10 protein-coding genes and 1 pseudogene are annotated in these 13,461 nt (G+C 64.6%); 4 read left to right on the forward strand and 7 right to left on the reverse strand.

What is annotated here, in order from left to right:
• Positions 1-320: 320 nt before the first annotated feature.
• The 5 genes from C2L64_RS11780 to purT form a co-directional block, all read right to left on the reverse strand.
• Positions 321-1,757, reverse strand: coding sequence for an aldehyde dehydrogenase family protein (locus C2L64_RS11780; RefSeq protein ID WP_007583408.1), 1,437 nt, complete (start codon positions 1,755-1,757; stop codon positions 321-323).
• Between the two features lie 78 nt (positions 1,758-1,835).
• Complete coding sequence (locus C2L64_RS11785) at positions 1,836-3,488, reverse strand: acetolactate synthase large subunit (protein ID WP_007583406.1); 1,653 nt, start codon at positions 3,486-3,488, stop codon at positions 1,836-1,838.
• A 242-nt stretch (positions 3,489-3,730) separates the two neighbouring features.
• On the reverse strand, positions 3,731-4,102 hold the full coding sequence (locus tag C2L64_RS11790) for an MliC family protein (protein ID WP_039900733.1): 372 nt from the start codon (positions 4,100-4,102) through the stop codon (positions 3,731-3,733).
• Between the two features lie 84 nt (positions 4,103-4,186).
• Positions 4,187-4,351 carry a DUF6726 family protein gene (locus C2L64_RS11795; RefSeq protein ID WP_407671765.1) on the reverse strand — a complete coding sequence of 55 codons (165 nt, stop codon included), beginning with the start codon at positions 4,349-4,351 and terminating at the stop codon, positions 4,187-4,189.
• A gap of 108 nt (positions 4,352-4,459) precedes the next feature.
• Complete coding sequence (purT, locus tag C2L64_RS11800; RefSeq protein ID WP_039900726.1) at positions 4,460-5,674, reverse strand: formate-dependent phosphoribosylglycinamide formyltransferase; 1,215 nt, start codon at positions 5,672-5,674, stop codon at positions 4,460-4,462.
• Positions 5,675-6,005: 331 nt separating this feature from the next.
• Here purT and C2L64_RS11805 point away from each other — a divergent pair, with 331 nt between their 5' ends.
• Positions 6,006-6,614: an META domain-containing protein gene (locus C2L64_RS11805; RefSeq protein ID WP_007583397.1), complete on the forward strand. Its 609-nt coding sequence runs from the start codon at positions 6,006-6,008 to the stop codon at positions 6,612-6,614.
• 135 nt (positions 6,615-6,749) lie between these two features.
• Complete coding sequence (locus tag C2L64_RS11810) at positions 6,750-10,793, forward strand: DNA translocase FtsK (RefSeq protein WP_007583395.1); 4,044 nt, start codon at positions 6,750-6,752, stop codon at positions 10,791-10,793.
• 90 nt (positions 10,794-10,883) lie between these two features.
• Here the strand turns inward: C2L64_RS11810 and C2L64_RS11815 are convergent, their stop codons facing one another.
• A complete protein-coding gene (locus C2L64_RS11815) occupies positions 10,884-12,041 on the reverse strand; it encodes a lactonase family protein (protein WP_007583394.1) in 1,158 nt (385 codons plus the stop codon).
• 376 nt (positions 12,042-12,417) lie between these two features.
• Between C2L64_RS11815 and C2L64_RS11820 the strand changes: the two genes are divergently transcribed.
• Positions 12,418-12,573: a DUF3096 domain-containing protein gene (locus tag C2L64_RS11820; protein ID WP_007583393.1), complete on the forward strand. Its 156-nt coding sequence runs from the start codon at positions 12,418-12,420 to the stop codon at positions 12,571-12,573.
• Between the two features lie 207 nt (positions 12,574-12,780).
• Here the strand turns inward: C2L64_RS11820 and C2L64_RS11825 are convergent, their stop codons facing one another.
• Entirely contained in the window at positions 12,781-13,026 is a 246-nt protein-coding gene (locus C2L64_RS11825; protein WP_007583392.1) for a hypothetical protein, read from the reverse strand.
• Between the two features lie 243 nt (positions 13,027-13,269).
• Between C2L64_RS11825 and C2L64_RS56080 the strand changes: the two are divergent.
• A pseudogene (locus C2L64_RS56080) lies at positions 13,270-13,458 on the forward strand (trehalase-like domain-containing protein); the annotation flags it as partial.
• Positions 13,459-13,461 lie beyond the last annotated feature (3 nt).

A 13,461-nucleotide genomic window follows, 5' to 3' on the forward strand; every position in this document is an offset into this window, starting at 1 on the left:
GATGAGGGCGGAGCCACGGCGTTCCGCACAAGGCCCGAACTCGCGTCGGCATATAGCAGCGAGTGTCGGTAAACATGCGGCCGGCTCCGGCCGGCGGAAACATCCGCCGGAAAGGGCGGTATTGTAGCACTTCGGCACTAATACCCATGGCGCGTGCGCGGAGTTTCTGCTTATCGCTCCCGCGCCGTCACGAAAACGGCATATTTCAAGCAGGGACGGACCATAGCCGACGCGGGCAGCGTAGACGCGCAACGAGTCAATCTGGTGACAGCGCGCCGACATACGCCTGACGCCGCCCCGCCCCGCTAATGTCGCCCCGCTCACCACGTTTCGCGCATCACCATCAGCCGCAACTCCGTCATGTCTTCGATCGCGTAGCGGATGCCCTCGCGCCCAAGCCCCGAGTCCTTGACGCCACCATACGGCATATTGTCGACGCGGAACGACGGCACATCGTTGATGACCACGCCGCCCACTTCGAGTTCGTCCCAGGCCTGATGCGCGTGCGCGAGCGAATCCGTGAAGATGCCCGCCTGCAGGCCGAAGTCGCTGTCGTTGACGGTCGCGAGCGCACTCTTGAAGTCGTCGAACTTTTCGAGGATCGCCACCGGCCCGAACGCCTCCTTGCGATACAGGTCGGTGTCGCGCCCGACGTTTTCCAGCAGCGTCGCCTCGAACATCGCGCCGTCCACCTTGCCGCCCGCGACGATCTGCGCGCCCGCCTTCGCCGCGCTCTCCATCCAGCCCGCTAGCCGCCGCGACTCCGACTCCGAGATCATCGGCCCGACGAAGGTCTTTTCGTCCTTCGGATCGCCCATCTTCAGCGACTTCGTCTTCGCGATCAGTTTCTCGCGCAGCGCGTCGTACAGCGACGCATGCGCGAGAATCCGCTGCACGCCGATGCAGCTTTGCCCCGACTGATAGAACGCGCCAAACGCGAGCCGGTCGACCACGTAATCGAGCTTGTCGCGCTGGTCGCCATCGACGATCGCAGCCGCGTTGCCGCCCAGTTCCAGAATGACCTTCTTCTTGCCGGCCTTCGCTTTCAGGTCCCAGCCGACGGCGGGCGAGCCGGTGAACGACAGTAGCTTGAAGCGTTCATCGGTGGTGAATAGATCGGCGCCGTCGCGATGTGCGGGCAGAACCGAGAACGCGCCTTTCGGCAGATCGGTTTCCGCGAGCACTTCGCCGATGATCAGCGCGCCGATGGGCGCGCGGCTAGCGGGCTTCAGCACGAACGGCACGCCCGCCGCCAGCGCTGGCGCGACCTTGTGCGCGGCCAGATTCAACGGAAAGTTGAATGGCGAGATGAACGAACACGGCCCAATTGGCACCCGCTTCACATAAGCGTGGTAGCCCTTCGCGCGAGGCGAGATTTCCAGATTGACGATGTCGCCGTCGATGCGTACCGACTCTTCCGCCGCGACCTTGAATGTATCGATCAGCCGCGTGACCTCGCCGCGCGAATCGTTGATCGGCTTGCCCGCTTCGATGCACAGCGCCATCGCCATCTCGTCGAAGCGCTCGCGAAAGCGTTTCACGCAATGTTCGAGCACGGCCTGACGCTTGAACGGCGGGAACGCGCGCATCGCGGGCATCGATGCGGCGGCGAGGCCGATCGCTTTATCGATTGCCTTCGCGTCGGCCATCGCAACGCGGGTCGCCACTTCGCCGCTGAACTTGTCGGTGACTTCGAGATCGGTATTCGCGGCTACCGCAACGTTAGCGAGGTAGTACGGGTAACTCTTCTGCAACATGACTCGTTCTCCTTGATCGCAATCGGCTGACGCAGCAAACACCGCGCCGCGCGCCGGACAAGAAAGACAGCGCAACGCTCAAAGCTGCGCCGAAAGCCGCTTGATCTCGCGATTCAGCACGCGCTCGTTGTCGGAGTAATCGATCGGCACGTCGATCACATGCACGCCCGGCGTCGCGAAGCACTCGCGCACGAGCGGCGCGAGTTCCGCCGCCGACGCCACGCGATGCCCATGCGCGCCATAGCTCTTCGCGTAGTCGACGAAATCGGGGTTCTGGAGCGTCATCCCGTAGTCGGGGAAGTTCATGTTCTCCTGCTTCCAGCGAATCATGCCGAACGCGTCGTCGCGCACGATCATCACGACGAGGTCGAGCTTCATCCGCACGGCCGTCTCCAGTTCCTGCGAGTTCATCATGAAGCCGCCGTCGCCGCACACGGCCATCACGTTGCGCTCGGGATGCACGATCTTGGTCGCGATCGCCGACGGCAGCCCCGCGCCCATCGACGCGAGCGCGTTGTCGAGCAGCAGCGAGTTCGGCTCATGCGCGCGGTAATAGCGCGCGAACCAGATCTTGTACATGCCGTTGTCGAGACAGATGATGCCGTCGACGGGCATCGTCTCGTACACGTCGTGGACGACGCGCACCGGGTACATCGGGAAGCGGTCGTCGTGCTGGCCCTTCGCCAGATGCGCTTCGAAATGCTCCTTGATCTCCTTGAAGCGCGCGAAATCCCAATGCTCGCCTTTGCCTTGCAGCGCTTCTTTCATCTGCCAGACAGCGTTGGCGATATCGCCAACCACTTCGATCTGCGGGAAGTACACGGTGTCCACTTCCGCGCCGAGAAAGTTGACGTGAATCACGGTCTTCTCACCCGCATCGGCGCCGCGCATGAAGAACGGCGGCTTTTCGATCACGTCGTGACCGACGTTGATGATGCAGTCCGCGTGATCGATCGCGCGATGCACGAAGTCGCCGTCCGACAGCGTCGCGTTGCCGAGCCAAAGCGGATGCGATTCGTCGATCACGCCCTTGCCCATCTGCGTGGTGAAGAACGGGATGCCGATCTGGTCGACGAATTCGCGCAGCATCTTGCGCGTGGTCTTGCGATTGCCGCCCGCGCCGATCATCAGCAACGGATGCTTCGCCTCCACGATCGCCTTCACCGCGTGCGCAACGGCCTTCTCCTCGGCGACGGGACGGCGGCTGTAGCTCTTCGGAATCGGCTTGCCGTCGCCCTCTTCATGCGCGACGTCTTCGGGCAGTTCGAGATGGGTCGCGCCGGGCCGCTCTTCCTCGGCCTGACGGAACGCCTCGCGCACCGACGCAGGAATATTGGCCACCGACACGATCTGCCGCGTGTACTTGGTGAGCGGCTCCATCATCCGCACCACGTCGACGATCTGGAAATGGCCCTGCTTGCTCGACTTGATCGGCTTCTGGCCCGTGACCATCAGCATCGGCATGGCGCCGAGCTGCGCATATGCGGCCGCCGTCACGAAGTTGGTCGCGCCGGGGCCGAGGGTCGCGAGACACACGCCCGTGCGTCCCGTCAGACGGCCGTAGGTCGCGGCCATGAAGCCCGCTGCCTGTTCATGGCGGGTCAGCACGAGCTTGATTCTGGAGCGGCGCAGCGATTCGAGGAGATCGAGATTTTCTTCGCCGGGAATGCCGAACACGTACTCGACGCCTTCGGCCTCCAGCGATTTGACGAACAGATCCGATGCTTTCATGGGAAGTCTCGCTTGACGAACGAACGCAGACCGGGCCGCTACAACGCAGGCAGCGGCACACGGACAAGGATGATCGAAGACGATGACAGCCGCGCCGATGCATCGAAACGGGGCGCGGCCTGTGCGTGGCACACAGCTTACTACCGGAGGCGAAAACGTGTCGTTTCACGCGCACGCGGCCAGCCCGTGCCGCGCGTCACGCGGAAAGATGCGAGTAAGTGAATTTGCGCAACGGCAAAAAATCAGCGGACGATCGTCACGCAATCCGACAGCAACGGCGGCGCGTCCTCGCCGAGCATCGCGTCATAGAGCGTGGCCTGTGGGCCCTTGGTCCACCACGTGTAGCTGCCCGCCTGATACTTCGCGCCGGAGCCGGACAGCACGTTGACGAACAGCATCTGCCGGCCTTTCACCGGCAGCACCGCGAAGCTCTGACCGTTGGTTGCGTTCAGATAGGTGACCTGCAGGATGCGGCCCGTCGCGCAGGTGTACTTCTGCGTCACGCGATGCGAAGTGCGGATATCGGGCAACGGCAGCAACCCAGCGGCGCGGGCCACGCCCGACGCAGCGACGAACGCCAGCACGCCCACTGATGCAACCCACCGTCTGCTCATCGAATGCCTCGCTTCCTGACGTCCTTTCGTTATGACTGCGCGACCCTGCCGAAGTTTGCGGCTCATGGATCGCTCATGTATCGCTTACGGATCGATCACGTCGGCGCATGCATCGGTCGGCGCGGCGGCCACGTGGCCGACCACGGGAACGATCTTCAGCCCCGCCGACGCGATGCGGCATGGCGCAGCGGCCAGCCCGCAGCCGCTCAACGCGGCCATCAGCCCAATCGCCGATGCGAGCAGCGCGATACGCCGCGCGACCGTGCTGCCTGACTGTCTAGCTTTCACGCACACCGCTCCTTGCCCGCTACATGTTCGATCCGCAACAGCCGCGACGGGGCGAACCGCTACGCATTGTTATCTGGTCGACACCGGCTTGACGGCCGCGGCAGCCTGCTTGGCGCGCTGCAACGCTTCGCCAATATCGCTGCCCGTCGCGAGTGCCACGCCCATGCGGCGCTTGACGAAGCTCTCCGGCTTGCCGAACAGGCGCAGATCCGCGCCCGGCACGGCAAGCGCCTGCGCGACGCCTTCGAACGCGATGCCCGTCTCGTCGAGCCCGCCGTAGATCACGGCCGACGCGCCCGGCGCGCGCAAGGTCGTATCGACGGGCAAGCCGAGAATGGCGCGCGCGTGCAACTCGAACTCGGAGAAACGCTGCGATGCGAGCGTCACGAGCCCGGTGTCATGCGGACGCGGGCTGACCTCCGAGAACCATACGTCATCGCCGCGCACGAAAAGTTCCACACCGAAAAGACCCCGACCGCCGAGCGCCGTCGTCACCTTGTCGGCGATGTCTCGCGAGCGTTCGAGCGCGCGCGGGCTCATCGGCTGCGGCTGCCACGATTCGACGTAGTCGCCCGCGACCTGCACGTGGCCGATCGGCTCGCAGAAACAGGTAACCGTCTGCTGCGTGGCGGAATCGATCGCGCGCACGGTCAGCTGCGTGATCTCGTACTCGAAGTTGATAAAGCCTTCGACGATCACGCGGCCATGATTCACGCGGCCACCCGCCATTGCGTATTGCCATGCGGGTTCGACATCGGCGTCGCTGCGCAGCACCGACTGCCCCTTGCCCGACGACGACATCACCGGCTTCACGACGCACGGATAGCCGACCTTCGCTATGCCCGCCTTCAGTTCGTCGATCGAATCGGCGAACGCGTACGGCGACGTGGGCAGGCCGAGTTCCTCGGCGGCGAGGCGGCGGATGCCTTCGCGGTTCATCGTCAGTTGCGTGGCGCGCGCGGTCGGGATCACTTCGGCGACGCCTTCCGTTTCGATGGCGGCGAGCGCGTCGGTGGCGATGGCCTCGATTTCCGGCACGATCAGATGCGGGCGCTCTTTTTCGACCAGCGCGCGCAACGCCTTCGCGTCAGTCATGTCGATCACGTGCGAGCGGTGCGCGACCTGATGCCCCGGCGCGTTCGGATAACGGTCGACCGCGATCACTTCGACGCCGAGCCGTTGCAACGCGATGATCACTTCCTTGCCCAGTTCGCCCGCGCCGAGCAGCATGACGCGCGTAGCCGAAGTCGAAAGAGGTGTGCCGATGCGTTGGCCGATCATCATGGAAGCTCCAGAGAATTTGTGACAAAAAGCGGGTGGAATGAATGACTGCGCCGATGTTAACATGCGCGGCCCCTGCGGCTGCGCCCGCCGCGTGCCGATAACCTGTGTTGGGAGTGTGTCGTGGGCGACGTTGTCGGCCGTACTTTCAGGCGGCCGGGGCTGCATCCAGCCATGCCGGCGAAACCCCGTGAACGGCGTGGCCGCGGCAACCCTACGTTTTGCCTATGCCGCTTATGCCGCCTATGCCGTTTATCACCCGCGTTTGCGCTCGCATGCGGCAAGCGTAGTGCGATACCCTTACGCCTTCGCCAGTTTAGAGAGGAACGACGATATGCAGCCCACGTCCGCCACGCCACGCGACGCACGCACGAGCGCCACCCCCGACGCATCGTCGAATGCACCTGACACGGCTGCGCGCGTGTCGCTGCGCCGGCGCGCGGGTTATGCGCTGGCCGTCGTGTCGATGGCCGCGTCACTGTCCATGCTCGTCGCCGCCTGCTCGATGCCGAAACATGCCGACACGGAAGCCCCGCCGCCCGATCCGTTCAACCCCGCTGCCACGCAACTGCTCGACAACACCGACTGGCAACTCAGCGGCTGGAAGCTCGCCTCGGGCAGCACGCGCGAGGTGCCGGGCGGCGCGAGCGGCGAACCCGTCACGCTCGTGCTGTCGACGGAAACAGGACTGCGCCGCGCCAGCGGCTTCTCCGGCTGCAACCGCTACACGGGCACGTACATGCTGAAGGACGGCAAGCTGAGCTTCGGGCCGCTCGCAGGCACACGCATGGCGTGCGCGACGCCGGGCGGCAACATCGAAGGCGCGTATCTCGCCGCGCTTGCGCATGTCGAGCGCTCGGCCGTCGACATGCGCAAGCCGCAACAACTTCAGTTGATCCTCGATAACGGCGACACGCTCGTGTTCGCGCGGCGCGGCCAATGACCGCGTGGCCGGCGAACGTCAACTGCATAGGGACGCCGCGCGCTGCGCGGCATTCGCTCGCGGATATGGCCCGCTTTGCCCAGTTAAACTCGACGGATCGCGCACTCGCGCATCCGTCATTCGTTGATGTCTAGCATGCAAACGGTAGTTTTCGGCTGGTTCGGCGCTTCCGCCGTCTGGTTTCTTCCCCTGTTGTGGCGTCTCGTGAAGTCCGCGCTGCCGGGCGGCGCGGGCCTGCGCGGTCCCGGCACGATCCGGCTGTGGCTCGGCTTTGTCTGCGTGCTGATCGCGAGCTGCACGCTGGAGGCATCGCTCGTCAATGTGCAGGGACTCGACGGCTTCGGGCATGCACTGTCGACGGGGCTCACGCATCTGATGGGTCGCGTCGCGACGCCGCTCGTGATGCTCGGCCTCTTCGCGGTGTCGCTGCCGTGGCTCATCGGTTTCAGGTGGCCGTCGTTCTTCGCCTGGGCCAATGAGGCGTTTGGTCTCGGGCTGTCACGCGGCGCGCGGGACGACGAACCGCGCGGCCACTCCTCGCGTGCCGCCGAAACGGCGCCGTCCCATAGCAGCGCGCCTATTAACACGATGGCACCGAAAACCAATGGACGTTATGCGCGGCCGACCGTGTGGCGGCCGCCTACTGCAACGCGCGCCGCAGGTACCGCGACTGCCGCCGTCGCGGCGGGCGAAGCGATGGGTATGTCGGGTGGTTCGACGGCGGGTGCCGGCGGTATCGTGCGCAACGCCGTCGGCAATGCAACGGGCGGCGCGCCGGGAAGTCCCTCCTCCGTCCACCGGCCGGGCGCACCCAAGCCATGGGCGCCCGCCGAGCCGGTCGCGCCCTCTGGCTGGCTCAACACCGACACGCCGCGCCCGCATTCGCGCGAAACGGTGGCTCCGTTGATGGAAGCTGCACGCGTCGCGGCCACGCCGCCGACTGTCTTCGGCAGCACGGCTGCCTTGCAATCGTCGAAAGCGGCAGCGGCCAATGCCGGGGCGCGCGGCCCGTCGGTGAATCCGGCCGTGGCATCGGCGCGCTCGGCGGCCTTGCGCGGGGCGACGGTCACGCAGAGCCGTCAGACGGCATCGGTCGGCGCGGCAACGCCCGCCGCGCAAACGCGTCGAGCCGTCGCGCCGTCCGCTTCGCCGGCCGTGCGCCGCGACACGCCGAATCTCAAAGTGCCCGCCTACACGCGCGCCAATCCGCCCGCCCAACCCGTCGCGCCCGCGTCGAGCGTGCAGGAAACCTTGCGCAGCATCGAGGAAAACGCGGCACGCTGGACGACACTCGCGGGTGCGAGTCTCGCCCGTCGCACGGCGAGCGATCCGGCGAAGGTTGTCGACACGCGTAGCGTGCCCGCTCCCGCCGATGAAGTGAATGCGCAGACGCCGTCCGCTACTGGCCCGGCGGTCGATGCTTCTATGGGTTCCGCAAGCTCAGCGGCCGTTTCGGGCGCGGCGGCCGTCGCTGCCGTCGATCAAGCCGTGTCGGCGCTGGAAGCTGCCATTGCCACGCACACGACACCCGCTGCAGAAACAGTTGCGCCTTTGGAATCAGCGAACGGAGTCGAACGAAACGAAGAAGCGGCTCAAGCGGTTGTGGTCGCGCCGCCCGTGGTGGCTTCGGCGGATGGGCAATCGCGGGTCGCCGAGCCCGAGCCGCAAGCGCAAACCGTCGCGGCAGAGCAAACGGATTCGCCTCGCGTACAGCCCGAGATTGCGCACGCTCAGCCGAGCGCGATTGACAGCAACGTGACGGCAAGCGCGATTGTTGTCGAACCGGACGCACCGACTGACGCCGCACCGGAGATTGAATCGGCTGTTGCAGCGGCTGTGTCCGAGCCGGTTGAAGCGCAACTGCAAGCCGTTGCCGAACGGGTCGCGACAGAGACACAAGCGATCGCGCAGAACGTGGCGTCCGTTGCACAGACTTCCGCGCCGTTCGAACCGGCGACGGCCATCGCATCGTCCGAGCAACCGACGGCGCCTTCGACCGGGATATCGACGCCCTCCGTCGAATCCGCGCCAGCCGATGCAATCGCAACGCCTGGACAACCCACTTCGACGCAGCTCGACGAGCACGAACCCGCAGCGAGCCTGCCGGAAGCGCCAGCGCAAATCGCCGTCGCGGAGCAGCATGCGACTGTCGCTCATGCCGTCGAGTCGCCAGCCGAACCCCAAGCTTCGGTTGCACCGTCAGCGCACATCGCGAGCGAAACTGCGTCACCCGCAGTGGAAGAGCCCGAGCTCGCAGAACAGGTTGAAACCACCCCTACCCCGCTTGCGCCATGGGATGCGATCACGCAATCCGTGTCGCTCATGCGTGTGGCTTCGGCAACCGTTCCATCAATGCAAGCGCATCACGAGTCGGTATCGAACGCGCCTGCGCACGGCGACGCTGACACGCCGTCTGAACCTGTCGCAGTGTCGACTGCCTTCGACGACACGTCGAACGAGAACGCACCCGAAGCACCTTCGAACATCGTGCGCTTCCCGGGCCCGGCCCTCGTTGCGCAAGCGCCTGAACAGAACGCGGCCGACGAGTTCGAGCCCGACCTGACGCAAGACGAGCCCGCCGCCGCGCCCGAAGCACAGCAAGACGCGCAGCAGGAGTCGCCTGCCGCTGCCCCGCCCCGCCCTGCCGTGCGCGGCCACACCGGTCCCGCTTTCGAGTTTTACGCGCCTGCGGCCTCGCACATCGAGCTGCCCACGCTCGATCTGCTCGCGCCCGCCTCGTCCGACGCCGAGCCCGTCAGCGAAGAAAAGCTCGCCGAAACGGGCGCACTGATCGAGCAGCGTCTGCAGGAATTCAAGGTGCCCGTGACCGTAGTCGGCGCATCGGCGGGCCCCGTCATCACGCGCTTCGAAGTCGAGCCGGCGCTCGGCGTGCGCGGCAGCCAGATCGTCGGGCTGATGAAGGATCTGTCGCGGGGCCTCGGTCTTACGTCGATCCGCGTCGTCGAGACAATTCCTGGCAAGACTTGCATGGGTCTCGAACTGCCGAATGCCAAGCGTCAAACGATCCGTCTTTCCGAAATTCTGGAAGCCAATGTCTATCAGAAGTCCACGTCGAATCTGACGCTAGCGATGGGCAAGGACATCACCGGCCACCCGGTCGTCACCGATCTCGCGAAAGCCCCGCACATGCTGGTCGCGGGTACGACGGGCTCGGGCAAGTCGGTGGCGATCAACGCGATGATCGTCTCGCTGCTGTACAAGGCGACGCCCGAAGACGTGCGAATGATCATGATCGATCCGAAGATGCTGGAGCTTTCCGTGTACGAAGGCATTCCGCATCTGCTCGCGCCAGTCGTGACGGACATGAAACTCGCCGCGAACGCGCTCAACTGGTGTGTCGGCGAGATGGAGAAGCGCTACCGGCTAATGTCGGCCGTCGGCGTGCGCAATCTGCAAGGCTTCAACCAGAAGCTCCGCGACGCCGCCGCGAAAGAGAAGAAGATCGGCAATCCGTTCTCGCTGACGCCCGACGCGCCCGAGCCGCTGTCGCCGCTGCCGCTGATCGTCGTTGTGATCGACGAGCTGGCCGACCTGATGATGGTCGCGGGCAAGAAGATCGAAGAGCTGATCGCGCGACTCGCGCAAAAGGCGCGCGCAGCGGGCATCCACCTGATTCTCGCGACGCAGCGCCCGTCCGTCGACGTGATCACGGGTCTCATCAAGGCGAACATCCCGACACGCGTCGCGTTCCAGGTGTCGTCGAAGATCGACTCGCGCACGATTCTCGACCAGATGGGCGCCGAGTCGCTGCTCGGCCAGGGCGACATGCTGTTCCTGCCGCCCGGCACCGGCTACCCGCAGCGCGTGCACGGCGCGTTCGTCGCCGACGAGGAAGTGCATCGGATCGTCGAGCATCTGAAGCAGTTCGGCGAACCGGAATACATCGAAGGGATTCTCGACGGCCCGGCGACAGATGGCGGCGGCACGCAGGACCTGTTCGGCGAAACGCCGGATGCGGAAGCCGATCCGCTGTACGACGAGGCCGTCGCGTTCGTCGTGCGCACGCGCCGCGCGTCGATCTCGGCGGTGCAGCGACAGTTGCGCATCGGCTATAACCGCGCGGCGCGACTCGTCGAGCAGATGGAGGCGGCAGGCCTCGTGTCGGCGATGGGCATCAATGGGAGCCGCGAAGTGCTCGCGCCGGGGCCGGCGGAGTAAGCTGCCTTCGGAATTGAACGAGCGCCGCTGCGAGAATAAAAGAAATAGTCGAACGCAGCGGCGACACCCGCCTCTTTCACACCGCAGTCATCACGACGGCGACACCCACTTGAAGTCGACGGGCGAGCCGATCTCGATGCGTTTCGGGTTCGCTTCCAGCAGCCCGCTTTGCGGATCGCGACGGAACACGTACGCCGTATCGCTGTTCTGATTGCCGACGATCAGCCATTGCCCCGTCGGATCGATTGAGAATTCTCGCGGCGATTTCCCGAGACTCGACTGACGGCCGACTTCGCGGATATGGCCGTTGCCGGGATCGACTGCGTAGATCACGATTTCGTTCGCATCGCCGCGATTGCTCGCGTACAGAAAGCGTCCATCCGGCGACAGATGGATCGCGGCTGCGCCCACCTGCCCCTTGAAGCCGGGTTTCGTCATCGGCACGACCTGCAGTTGCGTGAGCTTGCCGTCGTCGTAATGAAATGCCGTGATGGTCGCCGTCAACTCGCTCGTCAGATACGCGTACTTGCCGTCGGCGCTGAACACCAGATGGCGCGGGCCCGAGCCGGGCTTCACGTCGGTATAGCGTTTGTCCGTCGGGCCGAACAGGCCACGGCTGCCGTCAGGCGTGTAGCGGTATGCATAGAGCTTGTCGGTGCCGAGATCCTGTGCGAACAGATACTTGCCATCGGGCGAGAACACGGTCGAATGCACGTGCGCGTTGTCCTGGCGTCCCTTCACGGGACCGCCGCCTTCATGATGCACCGTCAGCACCGACGCGCCGACCTGGCCGTCCGCCTGCAACGGAAACACCGCGAAGCTACCGCCAGGGTTCGCGGCGACCGAGTAGTTGGCCGTCGTCAGATATTTGCCGTCCGGCGAGATGCTCAGATAGCACGGATCGTTGCCATCCGACGACACGCGGTTCAGGAACGTTAATTGCCCGCTTTTCGCATCGAAGCCGAACGCGCTGATGCCGCCGCGCTGCCCGGCCGGGCCGTTGTCGCCAGGCTGCTCGTTGACGGAATAGACATAGCGTCCGTCGCGCGACGCGATCACGTACGACGGATTGTCGGTCTTCGCGGACGACACCTGGGTCGCATCACCCGACTTGGTGTCGAAGCGATAGACATAAATGCCTTCGCTCTTCGGGCCGGTGTAAGTGCCGACGATCAGATCGTAGACGCCATCGGCGGGTGCGGCGGTCGTGCCTTGAGCGAAAGACTGCGTGGCGGCAATCGATACCATCAGTGTCAAACCTCTTATGATCGAACGGGCGGACAGGCGCGGATTCACGCGCAAACTGAAAGACTGTGGCACGGCACACGCTACGACTCGTGTACGACGCTGCATGACGACCTCCTGGCGAGACGATTATTCGGTTCGTGTGTGTCGCTGGTCTGCCGCGCGGCTCGATCGGAGCGTGCCGTCGTCGTAACGGATACATGACGATTGCGGCCTGCGCGCTGCGCGCCCTCGTGGCCCAGCCGCCTCCGCTGATCGTCGATGTCGTATTTGGGGCAAGTATAAGAGCGTTGCCCGTGCTCGCACAGACAGATCCGCGAACGCAGGCTAACCGACAGGTTGTCTCTTACCGTCGTCAATTCGAACAAAAGGAGTCGCCATGAACATCCATCTCACGCTCGGCCCGCTCGTCGCGCTGATCGCCGGCATTCTCATTCTGATCGTGCCGCGCCTGCTCAACTTCATCGTCGCGCTTTATCTGATCATCATTGGGCTGATCGGGCTGTTCGGCGTCGGGGGCACGGCGCACTTTTGACGCGCCTGATGCGCGCGCACGAACGCGCCTATGCGATCCGCTGCGGGTCCGCATAGGTGTTAGACGCGCCGTATGGCGGCGCTTTCGGCACTTCGAACGAGCGTCACGAAACGACGCGCAGCACCGCGCGGGCCGCTTGTCGCGGTCCGCGAGCGCACTGCGCGTGTTTGTTGTGAAGTCTGGTCGTTCTAAATAACGCGCGTCGAGTCAGCCGTTCGACAGTTGATCGAGACGCCAGCGCCCCTGCAAGGACAGGCCGCCGACGGCATAATGACCGTCGGCTTCGCTATAGCGCTTGAAGCAGGCGCGTTCGATCAGAAACGCTGCAGCGGTTTCCATCCCGTTGCGCGAGATGCCGAGCGTGCGGAAGTCGAGTGGAAGAAGCGAGTCGTCAGGCAATTGACTCGCGGCGGAAAGAATCGTGATGCAGTCAGATTTCGACGGGTTCAGCATGGCTTATCCTCGAAAACGGCGCCGTGGCTGCATACTGCAACACCGGACACCTGTGGGCTGCGATTCGTCAGAACTCACGTTTAAATCCGATTGTAAGCATCAAAAAATTGGATTGGCAATATCCCTGGATGCTCGGGCGTATCTGCACCAGAATGCATCGCGCGAGTCCGGTAACTACGACGCTCGCGCACCGTTTCGCGCATGCGGGAACGTACTTATTACACGCCGACCGACGGCTTTACCATGTCTGCATCTATCGAAGACTATGCACTCATCGGCGACGGCCACACGGCCGCGCTGGTTTCGCGCGATGGTTCCGTCGACTGGCTGTGCTGGCCACGTTTCGACTCGGGCGCGTGCTTCGCCGCGCTGCTCGGCACCAAGGACAACGGCCGCTGGCTGATTGCACCCGCGGCGGACGATCAAGCCGACGAC

This window comes from Paraburkholderia hospita (genome assembly GCF_002902965.1).
Lineage (GTDB): Bacteria > Pseudomonadota > Gammaproteobacteria > Burkholderiales > Burkholderiaceae > Paraburkholderia > Paraburkholderia hospita.